This is a genomic window from Pseudomonas sp. RIT-PI-S (assembly GCF_025642975.1).
Classification (GTDB): domain Bacteria; phylum Pseudomonadota; class Gammaproteobacteria; order Pseudomonadales; family Pseudomonadaceae; genus Aquipseudomonas.
The window spans coordinates 59577-73979 of record NZ_JANZKJ010000013.1; the positions used below are offsets into that span (position 1 = coordinate 59577).

Below are 14403 nucleotides of genomic sequence, written 5' to 3' on the forward strand. Positions count from 1 at the left end.
ACGAAAAAGCCCGCGTGCGGCGGGCCTGGATAATGGAACAGCGTTACGCTGCGTCAGCGGTGTATTGCAGCCGGAACTGGTTGAGCAACGCGAAGATGCGCAACCCGTTCACGTAGTCCGGTGGGTACAGCACGTTCACCCGAGCTGGGTTCTTGCTATCGCGCTCGACGATCAAGTACTTGGCGAACAGCGCCGAGTTTTCCACGTGGCCGTCGCGTTCGAGGTTCCCGTATTCGCTGATCAGCTCGCCGCGGATCACGTTCGGGGTGACGATGGGCTGGCCGTCGCCGAACTGCGTGCCGTCATTGGCCAGCTTGTGGCGGCCGTACTTGCTGGTGATGATGCCCTTGAGCCGGCGCACGATGTACGCGCTCTGGTGCATCGTTTCACTGTCCAGGTACGAATCATCTGCCTGGCCGTAGGCGTTCTTCTGATAGGTGGTGATTGCGCGCTGAATGCGCAGGTAGCCACCTTCGTAATACAGCGTGGCGATGCCGTATTGCAGCAGGGATTGCGACTCGGTGAGCGTGAACCGGCTGCCCTCGGGGGCGGGATCGATACCCACCAGCGCACCAGTCTGGGTCGGGCGGCTGGCGTCGGCAGAGATGAACACCGCCTGACGGGCAGCGGCAGCCGCGGCAACGCGCCAGAACGGCTGAGGCACGCCCGCTTCGAAACCAAAGATGGTCACGTGCTGGTCATTGCGCGCCTGCCCGGCGGCTACCAGGGCGCCCAACGTACCGCGCAGCGCACCGAACACATGGCCGTAAAGCTGCTTGGCCCAGGACCAGCGCCCGCTGATGTCGGCCATCGCCGCTTTCCAGGCATCGAGCGTGGTGGTGTCTGCCCAGGGCACACAGATGAACTCGAACGGCGCATCGCCCAAGGTGGCCAGCGCAGCTGTCGCATCCGGCGTGCCGGCACCGCCGGCCATGGCGGTGATCGCCACCGTGAGCCCTGCAGGGGTAGCCTCGCCGTTGCTCTTGCCCAGGCGGTTCAGCACCAGGCCGATGTCGTTGGCTGAGTCGCCGGTCCACTTGGCAGTGAGCGTGACCACGCCGGCAGCAGCGGCCGCAGTTACCGGAAGGTCCGCCGCGGCGTTGATCTTCGTCGCCAAGGCCGAGGCAGCCGCTGCGGCCGCGTTGCCCGAAGCGACGCTGGCCTGAATACGTACCCCGCCCACATAGAGATTGACCAGCCCGGCCTCGGTGGCAGTCCCGGTGAAGGTCACCTTGCCCGAAGCGACTGAACCGGTTGTGTTCTTCAGCGGCAAGCACCAGATTTCGCCCACGGGGTCGTTCTGCCGCCAGGTGTCATACATGGCCGCCAGCATCGAACCTTGGCCGCCGATGGTCTTGGCGTGGGCGGGGCTGGACACCAGCACCAGCTTGCCGATCTCGTCGGCGGTAGCGCCGTCGTTGACCTGGGCCACGATCAGCCGCCGCAGCGCGCTGGTCGCGCTGTTCGCCATCGAGTTGTCCATTTCCGCGTAAAACAGCGGCACGCGGATGTCTTGCGGAATTTGTTGGAATCCTACGCTCATTTGCTCTGGGCCTCTTTCGCGATCGGGGTGGGGGTTACAACGTCGCCATCGAGCAGACGGCGCCGCCAGTAAATATCGTCCGGAACGTCGCGCCCTTCGGCTGGCAGCAACTCCCCGGTTTCCGGGTCCGGTACCGCGCGGCCTTTGGCCGGTACCACGGTAATGCGGTTCATGGCAGATCCTCTTTCAGTTGAACTTCAATGCGCCCGTCAGGGCCAGGGTGTTTAAGGTTGTGATCGGCTGGATCGAGGCAGTCGACATTGATGTCGAAGCCCTCCAGCCTTGGCAGGCCGTCCTGCTCCAACTCCTGCCAGGTTTCGGCGGGGTCGGTATCGGTATTGCGGCCCAGTTGGAAGATGCTGGCGAAGGAGTAGCGGTAGATCACCAGCGCGCGGTCGATCTGCACCAGAACGCCGCCTGCATAGGTAATGGGGTCGTACTCGGCCGCAGGCTTCCACCCCACCAACGCTCGCCAGAGTTGAGCGCGGATGTCGTGCAGTACATCCGCGGCCAACTGCGCGCCTTGCTCCGTGGCGTCGAGAATGACCATCACATCAAAGCCGTCGCTGATGTTCTGGCGAATGCTGTTGGCCAGGTCGTTGTCGCTGGCATGGTCGCCGGTGGCGATCACGAATGCGCCGGGAGGGTCCACCTGATGGCTGGCCCTGGCCGCATCGAAGTCGACGCCGCCGGCCACCCGGCCCGCGAACACGGGGCACCATTGCTGCAGTTGCAGCACCACAGGATTGATTTTCATGGTTTCGCCAGGCAATAAAAAACCCGCCGAAGCGGGTTCATGGAAAGGGGGTGTCTCAACCAACAGGCTGGCTAACGCTTGCGATTTGGCGCTTTACGAACACTAGGTTTCCACAACGTATGGCTTCATCGTTATGGCTGGCACGGATGGCGTCCGGTAGTGTGCCGTCGCGTACAAGTCTGGTGGGTTTGCCATGGATGAAGCGAGCAGCCTTTGTCACGTGATAACGCACGAGTTCGCATCCTGCGCCGCCGTTCATGGATACCCCTCCAGCGGCTCCCGATCCCCACCCCATTGTTCGGGCAGGGTGCAGCGTGTGACCTGCATGGCATAAAGTTTCCGAGGGAGTTCATCCCGCGGCGCTTCATACCCGGGCGCGGCAACGTAGATACGCACCCGGTCGCTCCGGCATTCATAAGTCCGGCCGATGTAGCCCAGCCCGTTGCCCATGATGAAAACGATCAGGCCGGCAAAGATCCAGCGCGCAAAGCCTTTGGCAATAGTCATTCATGTGCCCTCTCAGCGCGGCGGGGCCCCCTCCTGCGGTTGCGCCCTACGATGAGAGCACCGACCCTGCGGAAGAAGTACGCGGCGTTGAAGATGGTGAAGCCTACGAACATAGCGCTGTATGTGCTGTTACTGGTCAGCTTCCATGGTTCGAAAACCCACAGGCAAACGTAGGACGTGAGGAAAAGCAGCGAGGCGCCGAGGATGTATCCCACCTCGGCGTTATCGGCCTGGCGGCGCTCAGTGGTGTCAATTGCGAAAGCGATGCACCGAAGCATTACAAGCAGGTAGGCCACAAGTGCGGCCAGGGATATGAGCAGCATCATCGCGTTCCCGGTGGATTGAAGTTTTCCACCCAGGCCTTGACCTTGATTTCAAGTACGCCCAGGACTGGGTAGGCGAAGAATCCCAACAGCATGATGTAGCCGGACTTGAACTGGTTGTCCGCGGCGATGAATTCGCCGGCGACCTTGCCCACAAAAAACGAGATCACCAGCTTGGAGACGAATAGCTTCCAGGAGAAGCGCATCTCGGTCGACGGCGGGTAGAAGTAGCTGACCAGGCCGCCGAGCATCCCCAGCAGGCCGAACTGGCTCCAGGCCAAGGCCAGCGGAATGAGTTCGCCCACAGGACTGGTCCTCACACGCCGCAGCCTCGCGACTGTTCATGCGCCTGGGCGCATCTTCGTCGCGCGGTCATGCGCCTAGGGTTATATTTCTCCATCAACATCATTGGGGATGGAGGTGCAAAGCAAGCAACTGATAAAGGAGCTTGAGGCTGAGGGCGGTATCTGGATCGCATCACGGGATGCCGTCATCTGTTAAGCATACGGTTACGCCCAGCACCGTCCGCCCCCTGAAAAGCCCCGCCAATCAGGACAATACGAGGAGAACGGTAGAGGTCACGCTCATCACGCTGGAAGGGCTGGCAGCTCAGGGCAAGGCCATACCTCGCCTTGACGCGGCAGCGACGAAACAGTCGCCGCCGCGCTTGCCAGTTTAAGAGGCCGAATAGTTCCAGTGACTCAGGCGCTTCGCAAAGTACGGCGTTACTAGCGAAACCGTGGCGGCCTGGTCGGGCCGTTCCAGGCTCATTTGTTCGGTGTCCGATCCTGGCCCGGTGATCCACAGAGTCGCCGGCACCTTCTCGGTGATAAGGCGATCCAGCAGGTTCTTCAATGCCACCCGCGCCGCGTCAGTGCTGGGAATCCCAACTTCACCTATATAGGTCGCCATTTTGTTGTTGCTGGCATAGGTGAACATCGGCGCGAAAATACCGTAGCTCGCGCTTGTAAAGATGTCAGCCTTGATCTGGGTGTTGTCGCCGATGTAGGCACCGCTGGAGCCGCCGTCTATGTCACCATAGCCATGTACTTCCCACACGATGGAATTGGCTGGGTCAACGATCTGGGCTTGCAGCTCTGCCGAGTAGGTAGCCCAGTTGCGGGCGCTGGCGTATTGCAGGCCGCAAATGAATACGGGCTTTTTCGAGCTGTTACGAAGGTACTTCAGCACCGTGTTCATCGTGTTGATGTACAGCGTCTTCATCCCATCCAGTGTGATGTAGTCGGTTGCTGCGGTATTAGGTTGCGCGTACGGCTCGTTACCCAGGCCCCAGCCCAACACCATCGGATCGTCGCAGGACTGCACCAGCTTCTGATGGAAATTCGCCAGGTGAACCGCTGACCATGCGGCGCCACTGATACTGTTGTTGTCGTTGATCAGCACGGGCTCGGTGGCTTTCCAGCGGTTACCCTGATTGCCGGCTTCGTTGGCAGGTAATAGGCGGCCCGTCAGCTTGCCGTTTGCCGTTTCGAAACGCATCAAGCGCATGTAGTGGTGCGGATCAGGAATGATCTTCGCCTCACCATTCGAGTCGTCTCGAATCCAGCCCAGCAGTTCCTTCCACTTGCTCACGAAAGTGGTGTCCAGGCTAGCGCCCTGCCCAGGCAACCCTTCATTGGTCAGGTTGATAGCGCGCTGCACCTCGAAAGGGAAGCGGATCAGGCGAACCCCACGCTGCTTTACCCACAGGCTGATGGTGTCGCGGGTAGGCCAGAAATAGTGCGTGCCGGCTTCACCCGGAACGATCTGGCGAGCGTTTGCCTGCGAGCCCAGGTTGATGCCCAGGAGCGGAATGTTGGTAAGCGAGTTGATACCGGTGCTGGAGTTAGCCATTCGCAAATGCCTCGAGTCGATAGAAATAATGGGCAGTCTGGCTGCTGCTTCTTACGCTCGGAGGCGTTGGCTCGAGGCTCGGGGCCTTCACGGGTCATGCCATAGCGGGTGATCCTGAGCCTGTTCAGGAAAGCTACTAACGGGTAATCAATAAATCCAAACTAGTCGCATCACAGCTGTTGTTGCCCTTCTTGTCGATGACCAGATAGAGCTTGGAGGTCGTCGTCACTGCAACGTTGTTCAGCGAGAACGTGGTGCTGCCGCCGTTCGCTATGCTGCCAGACTGCAGGACCGTGTCTTCCAGGTTAATCGACCAGTTGATGCCATCCCCACAAGCGTTGTGCAGGTCGTTGATACGGCCCAGGGCATTGATGTTCCCTGCAACTGGGCTGGCCCAGCGGAAGATGGTTTGCGCGTTGCTCCATGGGTGCGTGATCACATCACCTTGTTTGAAAACAAAGCTGGTGCCGGATCCGGTGAAGGTGTAGTCCTTTTTCGGAATGCCGGTCCACGCGCCACCTGCATCGTCTTTCCAGCAGGTCGACGGGTTGCCGTTGCACTGATCCGCGACGAAGGTCGGGAAAGGCGTGTAGTTGGCAGAAGCGTTCACCCCGGATTTATTTTCCAGGAAGGCCCAAGGAGAGTTTGCGGGGGCGGCTACTGTCATCAGATACATATCCCTGGCCAGGTTCCAGGACATGGCGGTATCCGCCCAGGAATTCACGGATGCAAAGGACGACAACAGCACAGTGGATAGCAGGAGCTTTTTAGGTAGTTTCATTTTCAACCTCGTTCGATGTCAGGGAGCGTTTGCACGGTCTGTTTCCGCGCTAGTTCGCTCATTGGCGATCACCCGAGGCTCAGGGGCCTTCACATGATTCAACGTTCCGCACCGGGAACATTTGATCTGGAGTTCACTGCACTCGCCCACTCTGGCGAGCAATTTCTTACATGCACCGCATCGGCAGTCTTTCAACATCTGCAAAGCCCTTTCGAATCTGCTAGGCTCCGCCCCGCTCGCGCGAGCAGTGAGGGCCTTGGCCGGCTTGCAGGCTGGTTCTGCGATCTGGCGGCTCCATTAGGTGTTACAGCACCCTTTGGAGCCGCCCTCTCTTTGTATGCGCCAGAAACGACGAAGCCCCGAATTCCGGGGCTTTTTTCGTAGGCATAAAAAAACCCAAGCGAACTTGGGTTTTTATTTAGGTTTGCCAGAACGGAGGCGAAACCCTAACGATGGGGAAACATTACCCTCAGCCGCACGGGAAGTCAAGCAGCAGATTTCATTTTGTAAATAACGGCTGCCACGGGGCTCAGCGCCAGCCTATCCAGGTCCTCGCAGCATTCGAAGATAAGCGTTACAGCACTACCCCAATCGCGATCCCAATTGGTCGACTCGAGCTGTACCCCGAACTCCTCCCACAGCCAGGCGCGAAATGCCTCCGGCTTGGCCAATGGATCGGCGTTAGCCGACTGCCCGCCCTGGTGCATGTAGCGGTACCTACGCATAACGCCTTTCACTACCCATTCCAACTTCTCGCGCTTGGCCGCGGTCATGCGCGGCGACTTCGCCTGCACCATGCGAAAGATCACTTCTTCGGCCGCCTCGCGGATGTCGTCGCAGCTCCGGGCGCCATACATGAACTCACCGAACACCTGAACTTGCGGGTGAAGCTTGGCGATAGCGGACTGCACCCAACCGGCTAATGTGTTGTGCATGGCGTGGTCGGCCGTGACGCCCCGGTCGGTGGTTTGCACCGCGGTACCGAGTACGCTTCGCTCGGCGAGCCCGGACAGCCCTCCCCGGCTTGGGTTATAGGCGCAGTCGTGCCAGGCCTGGCGTGCGCTGTTCAATTTCATGCTGCTTCCCCCGCTAATGCTTCGATGCGGACGCGCACAGCGCCGCCGTTCATGATTTCTTCGCTGAGCCGAATTTGAGTAGCGAAGATGCTGTCGTCTACGCCCTGGGCATCGGCAAGCCCATCGCGACCAGCCTTGAACATGGCCAGCAAGTTGTCGTCATCGCGCCAAAGCCCGTCAGGTGGCACGGACCCTTGAGTCCGCAGCGCTTTCCCAGCAGGCCATCGCAGGTCGCCCTTCTGAATCTCGCGCGCCATGCTGGCGGGCGACTCGCCCAGGTCGAGGCGCACCACGTACTGCGCCCTGCTCGCTACCCACACGTTGCACATCTGCTGCTTGAACTCCTCGAACAGGGCGTTGAAAGGCTGTCTAGCCCACCAGGCATGGAACTCTTGCGCGGCGTTACTCATGGGCAGGTGCAGCCCGGCTTTTGCGCAGCGCGGCCAAGGCAGCCCGCCCTACCTCTGGCGTGCTCACCGACACCTGGGCGGGTAGCGCCAGCGGCATCTTGCGCAGCGGCTCGCCGGCCAGTACCGCCCGCACGGCGATCTGGTAGTTGCGCTCGAACAAGGCACGGCTCTTCTCGGCGGGCAAGTTGCTCAGCTCGAAAAAGCCGGTCTCGCCAGCGGCGTGATACACCGCAGCGTGCGACCACCCACCCTGCCCAGCCATGCTGGGATGAGCGTTGCGCGTGGCTTCGCGATAGGCCACAGCCATCGAGGGCAACCCCAGGCTTTCCGGTGTCGGCCGGCACATCCCGATGAAACGCCCCGGGCTCGGTACGAAGTCTTGCTCCAGCCGGCGGCAAGCCTGCACACCGAAGCGCACCTGCTCGATGGTCGTAATGCCCTCCTCCATGAACGCCTTGGTCCAGGTTGCCTTGGCAGCCTTGATCGCATCGTCGTCGGGCCACGCCTGGCGCCAGCCGGTGAAGATCACCTGCAGTTCGCGAAAGAGTGTGTTGATAACCTTCGCCGCAGCGGCGTCGATCTGCTTGGGCGCGGGCTTGTAGGTGTGCGCCGTGAGCACCGGGCCTGGCTCGGCGCTGGCCGGGCGCACCGAGCGCTGCGGGGCAAGGGGCATACTGGTGATTAGCGTGGTTACGGGCTGCATCACAAATCCCCCAAGTCATTTGCCCAGCTGGTGTCGTCGAAATCAGGAACCGTGCCCGAGGCGGCTGCCTTCACCCGCTCACGCTTCACCCAGGTGACCAGGCGGTAGCACCAGCCACCCGCCGAATCCCGTGTGGTGGGCTTGGCCACGAAGAAACCCTTGAAGCTCCGAATGGCGGCGTCAGTGATCGAGGCCAGTGGCACAGCGGCGATGGTCGCCTGGGCGGTCAGGGCTTCGGCGTCCGGCGCCCAGGCAGCGAACATGGCGAAGCGGTTGGCAGCGGGCTGGGGCTCGAGCGCAGCCCGGTCTTGGCGATCACACTCCTCGCGCAGCTGCTGCTCTTCGGTTACTTGATGGATCAGTGACGTATTAGGTGCAGTGGCTGCACCCCGCTCTGCCGAAGTTTGCACCCCGCTCTGATGCTGGCTGCACCCCGTGTCGTCATTTGCACCCCGTTCCGAACGGGGTGCAGGATTTGCACCCCGCTTAAGAGCAAGGTCATACACGACAGGCCGGCGATCGTGACGGTCGATGTACACAGCGGCAATGGCCTGGTTACCACGCATGATCAGGCCCGCCGTTTCCAGCGAATCGAGCTTGTAACGCACAGTGCGCTCGGACAGACCAGTGTCATCGCTGAGCGTGGCTGCCGAGGGGAAAGCGCCCTTGCCGTCGCTGCCGGCATAGTTCGCCAGGCAAAGCAGCACATGGCGTGCGCTCGAATCGGCCAGAGCGGATTTTGGAAGGGCGAGCGCCCAGGACATGGCTTGAACGCTCACAGCTTCGCTCCTGGGACTTTCTCGGCCAGCACGGCCAGGCCGCGGGGCGTGATCAAGAGGTCAAATGCCGCATGCTCGGCACCGGTCTCGAGGTCGGGCTTTAAGGCGGTCACCTTGTGAATGATCCAGCCGGCGTGGATGCGGGGCTGATAGCCGATCCAACGCTTGGAGCCTTTGCGGCGGAAGATCCACCGGTATTCCTGCAGCCACGCAAACAGCGAACTGGGGGCCAGCTGCAGCTGCTTGGCCGCGTCGGTAATGCAAATGGCGCCTTGTGCGCCGGCGAGGCGTTTGATTGCCGCGACCTTCGGCGCTTGCTGGGCAATCTGCTGTTGCAGCAGCAAGTTGCGCTCCACCTGCTCGGCAGCCAGGCGAAGGGCCTCGGCGTAGTTCGAAGGGATTTGCAGCACACCAGCCTGCCAGGCTTCGAGGTCTTGCCAGTGATCAATGATCTTGGCGCGGAGCTCCACGCTGTAGCCAGACACCACCACCATCGTGTCGCGGTAGTTCAGCAGAAATTCCGGATAGGTCTGGCCGTTCTGGGCGTGGGTATAGGGGGCCTCGTTAGGGGAAACAATCCCCCTTTTGATCAATGCCCGAATGGTTTTCAGTACATTTTCGTGCGAGCTGCCGGTGAGTTGGGCAATCTCTCGAGAAGACATCGTGCGCGCCACGTTTTCATGGCTCGCCTTTCGTGGCACGGGCGCCCTGCCCTGCACATCATGCTTTGGCGGCGGCATAATCGAACCTCATCGCTGTGTTGTGAAGAAGCTGGGGCGTCATCCCGGGTTTTCATGCCCGCTGTCCGGGCGCTGGATAAATCAACGAATAAACCGCGCGGCTGCTGGCGCAACGCTGGCGGTCCACCCTTTTTCATGGCCCCGCTGCCGAGTCCCTCCGCAGGCGCTTCCCGGAGGCGAGCAGCTCACCGTGGAGGTCGTCGATGGCCTTACCCACGCTGTAGCTGGGGTTTGTGAGCTGTCCTTGCCTGATACGAAAGACGGTCGAGGCGTCGCATTTAGCGTGCCCGGCAACGGCCTCGTAGATCAGGCTTGAGCCGAGAAGGTCATCCAATTTCCTGGACAAATCAGTGGTTGCCACGGGCCGTTCCTTATAGATTATGCACATTCTCTTGCACTGGTGCATAGCTGTCAATGCATCTGCTCTTGAGATATGCACTTAGGATGGACACCATTGCACTCATGCATAAATCTATAGATAAAGTCCTTGCACAGCTGATGACGGCGAGCGATGTCTCTCAGGCCGACCTGGCCCGGAAGACCGGCGTGGGTCAATCAACTATTTCCCGCATTCTCAAACCTTCAGCCCCAAAGGGCATCAAGGAGCCGACGGATAAGCAGGTGCGCCCCTTAGCTGATTTCTTTGGAGTCAGCACGGACCAGCTGCGCGGCCATCAGCCCCTCCCTGGCGGCGGCCGAACGGATTTCGATCGCACATCCACGTCCACCCTGGATCTGGTGAGCAAGATGCTTTCCAAGCATGGAAAAGGCTTGGCCCCCGAGGCCAAGGCGCGGATTGCAGCAGTGGCGAAAGAAACGGCAGAAGCCAGGATCAGTGATGCCCTGTCAGGGGATTACCTGCGGGCACCTGAGCCGGGGGACGAGATCAGCATTGCGCTTTACGATATCCGCGCCGCGATGGGCGGTGGACAGGTTCCCCCTGACTACCCGGAAGTGTTGCACGACGTGAAGGTCAGTCAGCAGCATCTACGCGATTTAGGCGTGCAATACAGCGATTTCAATCACCTGAAAATCGTGCATGGGTGGGGCTCATCCATGGAGCCCACTATCAGGCACCGGGATCCGCTCATTGTAGACGTGAGCATTCGCGAATTTGTCGGCGACGGGGTCTACCTGCTGGCTTGGGATGACATGCTTTACGTCAAGCGCGTGCAAGCAGTTGATCCGGAGCGGCTGGAGATGATTTCGGATAATCCACGGCACAAAGACCGAGTAGTGCTCCGAGAAGACATTTACATCATGGCTAAAGTATTAATGGTCTGGAACGCCAACCTGCTGTAGGCGGCCTGTACAGGCCGCCATCTGCCGCTGATCGGCGGGCCGGAAAGTCTAAGCGTTCAGGCCCTGGCCTTCTCCATTCGAATCAGCGGCTCGTGTTCCACGTTCGGGTTCACCTGGGCTGCAGTCGGCCCCCACTCAACGGTGATAGTGCCGTCGTCGTTTCGAATAAGAACTAATTCGTTAATTTCCGCGAGAGTTTCAACCATTCCAAGCCAGGCATTTTCCGGGTCAGTATCCAGCCTGTGGATAGTGGCGCGACGGTCAATCTGCGCTTTTGGGGCATTGATTATATTGGAAACTCTGATCGCTAGGCGCTGAGCTGGGCAAACGGGTGCTGTTTCGGGGGGCTTCTCTGACATCGTGCGCTCCTTGACGCTTATACTGTACGCATAAACAGTATCCAAATTTTTCCTGTTTCACACAAGGGACTGCTCAGCAAAAAACAATGCACAGGTGCACTAACGCCAAAATTGCGCTGGTGCATATTCTGTTCACTGCCTCTGTGCATTGCATGCCCGCGGAGCGCTTTCATAACGACCGGATTGCCTCCGCCAGCGGCTGCAGAGCGCACAGGCCCGAAGCCTGCCCCATAACAGGAAGCACCTAGTCGCTGCTCCAAGGAGAGCGCCCGAACCGGAACCCGACGCCGCGACAAACCGCAAGGGCAGACGCCAGGCCAGCCTCACGGCTGGTTTTGGCCACCCGCACCTGGCATCTGGTCAATACCTTCAGGCGATCGAGGAGCTCGAGCAAGCCCAGGCGCGCATCGCTGCCGCTCTCGCGCTGCTGCGCGCTGAGTCTTGAATCGCCTCCCCGTCTGAAGAGCAGGGGCTGGCCATCCTGGCCAAAGTTGCTGGCTGACACGGATAGGCAGGGCAACGACGCGCAGAAAAAACAGGGCGCTCATTGGCGCGAGATGACCGGACGCTACCTCCGCCATCGTGAAGCCGGCGTGGCAGAGCCGCCTGCGATGCCGAAAAAATCTCTGTAGTATTAGACAATTCGCCTTTGTCAAAAAGACAGCCCAGAGCCAACCCCCCGCATGACCGACCTTTCAAGCCACACCCCGATGATGCAGCAGTATTGGAAGCTGAAGAACCAGCATCCCGACCAGCTTATGTTCTATCGCATGGGCGATTTCTACGAAATCTTCTACGAAGACGCAAAAAAAGCGGCGAAGCTGCTGGATATTACGCTTACCGCCCGTGGCCAGTCGGCGGGCCAGTCCATCCCCATGTGCGGCATCCCTTACCATGCTGCGGAAGGCTACCTGGCCAAGCTTGTGAAGCTTGGTGAATCGGTGGTGATCTGCGAGCAGATCGGCGACCCCGCTACCAGCAAAGGGCCTGTCGAGCGGCAAGTGGTACGTATCATCACGCCTGGAACGGTCAGCGACGAAGCCTTGCTCGATGAACGCAGGGACAACCTGATTGCTGCATTGCTAGGCGACGAGCGCCTGTTCGGCCTGGCAGTGCTGGACATCACCAGCGGGCAGTTCATCGTCCAGGAGGTTAAGGGCTGGGAGCACCTGCTGGCGGAGCTTGAGCGCATCAACCCTGTGGAGTTGCTGATTCCGGACGACTGGCCGCAGGGCTTGCCCGCGGAAAAAAGGCGCGGTTCACGCCGCCGCGCACCCTGGGAGTTCGAGCGCGACACGGCGAAAAAGCTACTGTGCCAACAATTCGGAACGCAAGATCTCAAAGGCTTTGGCTGTGAACAACTGACCCTCGCCATTGGCGCTGCCGGCTGTTTGCTGGCCTACGCCCGGGAAACCCAGCGCACCGCCTTGCCTCACCTGCGCAGCCTTCGCCACGAGCGGCTGGACGATACCGTGGTGCTAGACGCCGCGACGCGGCGCAACCTCGAGCTGGACGTTAACCTCAGCGGTGGTCGCGACAATACCTTGCAGTCAGTGCTGGACCGTTGTCAGACCTCCATGGGTAGCCGCCTGCTTACCCGGTGGCTCAACCGCCCGCTGCGTGACCTGAAGACTCTCACTGCCCGCCAGCATTCGATTCGCTGCATGCTCGAGGGGTATCGCTTCGAGGGCCTGCAACCACAGCTCAAGAACATCGGGGACCTGGAGCGGATCCTGGCCCGCATCGGCCTGCGCAATGCTCGGCCGCGAGACCTGGCCCGGCTACGAGATGCGCTAGCGGCCCTGCCTGAGTTGCAGAACCACTTGGCTGATCTCGAGGCGCCTCACCTCGCACAGCTAGCCGCCATCACTGGCACCTACCCGGAACTGGCGGCACTGCTGGCTCGGGCCGTTATCGATAACCCACCAGCGGTCATTCGCGACGGCGGCGTACTCAAAACAGGCTATGACGCCGAGCTGGACGAGTTGCTGGCACTGAGCGAGAACGCCGGCCAATTCCTGATCGACCTCGAAGCCCGTGAAAAAGCGCGCACTGGGCTTGCGAACCTGAAAGTCGGCTATAACCGCGTCCATGGGTACTTCATCGAGTTGCCCAGCAAGCAAGCCGAGCAAGCCCCGGCAGACTATATCCGCCGGCAAACCCTTAAAGGCGCGGAGCGGTTCATCACTCCGGAGCTGAAGGCTTTCGAAGATAAGGCGTTATCGGCAAAAACCCGCGCGCTGGCCCGGGAAAAAATGCTCTACGAGGCCCTGCTGGAAACCCTGATCGGCCACCTGGCGCCGCTCCAGGATACCGCTGCCGCGCTCGCAGAGCTCGATGTATTGAGCAACCTCGCGGAGCGCGCCCTGACGCTGGACCTAAACTGCCCGGCGTTCACCGACGAGCCTTGTATCCGCATCGAGCAGGGCCGCCATCCGGTGGTCGAGCAGGTGCTCACAACGCCGTTCGTGGCCAACGACCTGAGCCTCAACACCCAAACCCGGATGCTCGTAATCACCGGCCCAAACATGGGTGGTAAGTCTACTTACATGCGCCAGACCGCCTTGATCGTGCTGCTCGCACACATAGGCGCCTTCGTTCCCGCGGCCCGCTGTGAGTTGTCACTGGTGGACCGCATCTTCACCCGCATCGGCTCGAGCGACGACCTGGCCGGAGGGCGCTCGACCTTTATGGTGGAAATGAGCGAAACGGCCAATATTCTCCACAACGCCACTGATGCGAGCCTGGTGCTGATGGATGAAGTAGGCCGGGGTACCAGCACCTTCGATGGGCTCTCACTGGCCTGGGCCGCTGCGGAACGCCTGGCGCAGCTCAAGGCGTTCACCCTGTTTGCTACTCATTACTTTGAGTTGACCGTGCTGCCAGAAAGCGAACCGGTGGTCGCGAACGTTCACCTCAACGCCACTGAGCACAACGAGCGAATTGTATTTCTGCACCATGTATTGCCCGGGCCCGCTAGCCAAAGCTACGGATTAGCCGTGGCCCAGCTCGCCGGAGTACCGGCCCCAGTCATTCAGCGCGCCCGCGAGCACCTGGGCAGGCTTGAAACCTCCAGCCTGCCCAAGGAGCAAGCAGGAACCAGGCAGGGCAAAGCGCAGATACCGCACCAAAGCGACTTGTTCGCCCAGTTGCCGCACCCAGTCCTCGATGATCTCGCCAAGGCAGATCTCGATAACATGACACCACGCGCGGCACTTGAACTGCTCTATACACTGAAGAACCGGGTCTAACGCCCATGGGCGCAAGCT

Annotated in this window: 16 protein-coding genes and 1 pseudogene; 2 read left to right on the forward strand and 15 right to left on the reverse strand. The window is 60.5% G+C overall.

Annotation, left to right across the window (positions count from 1 at the left end; translation table 11 throughout):
* Positions 1-43: 43 nt before the first annotated feature.
* The 14 genes and pseudogenes from OGL93_RS17330 to OGL93_RS17395 form a co-directional block, all read right to left on the reverse strand.
* Positions 44-1543 carry a phage tail sheath subtilisin-like domain-containing protein gene (locus OGL93_RS17330; RefSeq protein ID WP_263264041.1) on the reverse strand — a complete coding sequence of 500 codons (1500 nt, stop codon included), beginning with the start codon at positions 1541-1543 and terminating at the stop codon, positions 44-46.
* Entirely contained in the window at positions 1540-1716 is a 177-nt protein-coding gene (locus tag OGL93_RS17335; RefSeq protein ID WP_263264042.1) for a DUF2635 domain-containing protein, read from the reverse strand. Before OGL93_RS17335 ends, OGL93_RS17330 begins: the two co-directional genes overlap by 4 nt.
* Positions 1713-2300: a hypothetical protein gene (locus tag OGL93_RS17340; RefSeq protein ID WP_263264043.1), complete on the reverse strand. Its 588-nt coding sequence runs from the start codon at positions 2298-2300 to the stop codon at positions 1713-1715. Before OGL93_RS17340 ends, OGL93_RS17335 begins: the two co-directional genes overlap by 4 nt.
* Positions 2301-2555: 255 nt before the next feature.
* Positions 2556-2807 (reverse strand): hypothetical protein, encoded by a 252-nt coding sequence (locus OGL93_RS17345; RefSeq protein WP_263264044.1) that lies wholly within the window; start codon positions 2805-2807, stop codon positions 2556-2558.
* The gene (locus OGL93_RS17350; RefSeq protein ID WP_263264045.1) at positions 2804-3133 is read right to left on the reverse strand and encodes a hypothetical protein; all 330 of its coding nucleotides are present in this window, start codon (positions 3131-3133) and stop codon (positions 2804-2806) included. Before OGL93_RS17350 ends, OGL93_RS17345 begins: the two co-directional genes overlap by 4 nt.
* Positions 3130-3435, reverse strand: a complete 306-nt coding sequence (locus OGL93_RS17355) for a hypothetical protein (protein ID WP_263264046.1) — start codon at positions 3433-3435, stop codon at positions 3130-3132. The genes OGL93_RS17350 and OGL93_RS17355 overlap by 4 nt, the downstream gene beginning before the upstream one ends.
* A 370-nt stretch (positions 3436-3805) precedes the next feature.
* Entirely contained in the window at positions 3806-4984 is a 1179-nt protein-coding gene (locus tag OGL93_RS17360) for a glycoside hydrolase family 5 protein (protein ID WP_263264047.1), read from the reverse strand.
* A 136-nt stretch (positions 4985-5120) separates the two neighbouring features.
* Positions 5121-5765, reverse strand: coding sequence for a hypothetical protein (locus OGL93_RS17365; RefSeq protein ID WP_263264048.1), 645 nt, complete (start codon positions 5763-5765; stop codon positions 5121-5123).
* 84 nt (positions 5766-5849) lie between these two features.
* Positions 5850-5963, reverse strand: a pseudogene (locus OGL93_RS17370) (Com family DNA-binding transcriptional regulator); the annotation flags it as partial.
* 287 nt (positions 5964-6250) lie between these two features.
* Entirely contained in the window at positions 6251-6841 is a 591-nt protein-coding gene (locus tag OGL93_RS17375; RefSeq protein WP_263264049.1) for a hypothetical protein, read from the reverse strand.
* On the reverse strand, positions 6838-7251 hold the full coding sequence (locus tag OGL93_RS17380) for a hypothetical protein (RefSeq protein ID WP_263264050.1): 414 nt from the start codon (positions 7249-7251) through the stop codon (positions 6838-6840). The genes OGL93_RS17375 and OGL93_RS17380 overlap by 4 nt, the downstream gene beginning before the upstream one ends.
* Positions 7244-7954, reverse strand: coding sequence for a replication protein P (locus tag OGL93_RS17385; protein WP_263264051.1), 711 nt, complete (start codon positions 7952-7954; stop codon positions 7244-7246). Before OGL93_RS17385 ends, OGL93_RS17380 begins: the two co-directional genes overlap by 8 nt.
* Positions 7954-8718, reverse strand: a complete 765-nt coding sequence (locus OGL93_RS17390; protein WP_263264127.1) for a helix-turn-helix domain-containing protein — start codon at positions 8716-8718, stop codon at positions 7954-7956. Before OGL93_RS17390 ends, OGL93_RS17385 begins: the two co-directional genes overlap by 1 nt.
* Positions 8719-8729: 11 nt before the next feature.
* Positions 8730-9395 (reverse strand): phage regulatory protein/antirepressor Ant, encoded by a 666-nt coding sequence (locus OGL93_RS17395; RefSeq protein ID WP_263264052.1) that lies wholly within the window; start codon positions 9393-9395, stop codon positions 8730-8732.
* Positions 9396-9917: 522 nt separating this feature from the next.
* Between OGL93_RS17395 and OGL93_RS17400 the strand changes: the two genes are divergently transcribed.
* On the forward strand, positions 9918-10775 hold the full coding sequence (locus OGL93_RS17400) for a LexA family transcriptional regulator (protein ID WP_263264053.1): 858 nt from the start codon (positions 9918-9920) through the stop codon (positions 10773-10775).
* Positions 10776-10831: 56 nt separating this feature from the next.
* Here the strand turns inward: OGL93_RS17400 and OGL93_RS17405 are convergent, their stop codons facing one another.
* The gene (locus tag OGL93_RS17405) at positions 10832-11134 is read right to left on the reverse strand and encodes a DUF1654 domain-containing protein (RefSeq protein ID WP_263264054.1); all 303 of its coding nucleotides are present in this window, start codon (positions 11132-11134) and stop codon (positions 10832-10834) included.
* A 683-nt stretch (positions 11135-11817) separates the two neighbouring features.
* Here OGL93_RS17405 and mutS point away from each other — a divergent pair.
* Positions 11818-14385 (forward strand): DNA mismatch repair protein MutS, encoded by a 2568-nt coding sequence (gene mutS, locus OGL93_RS17410; protein WP_263264055.1) that lies wholly within the window; start codon positions 11818-11820, stop codon positions 14383-14385.
* The last annotated feature ends 18 nt before the right edge of the window (positions 14386-14403 follow it).

Coding starts and splice junctions, on each gene's coding strand:
- OGL93_RS17330 (WP_263264041.1), bottom strand. CDS start 1,543: ATGAGCGTAGGATTCCAACAAATTCCGCAAGACATCCGCGTGCCGCTG.
- OGL93_RS17335 (WP_263264042.1), bottom strand. CDS start 1,716: ATGAACCGCATTACCGTGGTACCGGCCAAAGGCCGCGCGGTACCGGAC.
- OGL93_RS17340 (WP_263264043.1), bottom strand. CDS start 2,300: ATGAAAATCAATCCTGTGGTGCTGCAACTGCAGCAATGGTGCCCCGTG.
- OGL93_RS17345 (WP_263264044.1), bottom strand. CDS start 2,807: ATGACTATTGCCAAAGGCTTTGCGCGCTGGATCTTTGCCGGCCTGATC.
- OGL93_RS17350 (WP_263264045.1), bottom strand. CDS start 3,133: ATGATGCTGCTCATATCCCTGGCCGCACTTGTGGCCTACCTGCTTGTA.
- OGL93_RS17360 (WP_263264047.1), bottom strand. CDS start 4,984: ATGGCTAACTCCAGCACCGGTATCAACTCGCTTACCAACATTCCGCTC.
- OGL93_RS17365 (WP_263264048.1), bottom strand. CDS start 5,765: ATGAAACTACCTAAAAAGCTCCTGCTATCCACTGTGCTGTTGTCGTCC.
- OGL93_RS17375 (WP_263264049.1), bottom strand. CDS start 6,841: ATGAAATTGAACAGCGCACGCCAGGCCTGGCACGACTGCGCCTATAAC.
- OGL93_RS17380 (WP_263264050.1), bottom strand. CDS start 7,251: ATGAGTAACGCCGCGCAAGAGTTCCATGCCTGGTGGGCTAGACAGCCT.
- OGL93_RS17385 (WP_263264051.1), bottom strand. CDS start 7,954: ATGCAGCCCGTAACCACGCTAATCACCAGTATGCCCCTTGCCCCGCAG.
- OGL93_RS17390 (WP_263264127.1), bottom strand. CDS start 8,718: ATGTCCTGGGCGCTCGCCCTTCCAAAATCCGCTCTGGCCGATTCGAGC.
- OGL93_RS17395 (WP_263264052.1), bottom strand. CDS start 9,395: ATGTCTTCTCGAGAGATTGCCCAACTCACCGGCAGCTCGCACGAAAAT.
- OGL93_RS17400 (WP_263264053.1), top strand. CDS start 9,918: ATGGACACCATTGCACTCATGCATAAATCTATAGATAAAGTCCTTGCA.
- OGL93_RS17405 (WP_263264054.1), bottom strand. CDS start 11,134: ATGTCAGAGAAGCCCCCCGAAACAGCACCCGTTTGCCCAGCTCAGCGC.
- mutS (WP_263264055.1), top strand. CDS start 11,818: ATGACCGACCTTTCAAGCCACACCCCGATGATGCAGCAGTATTGGAAG.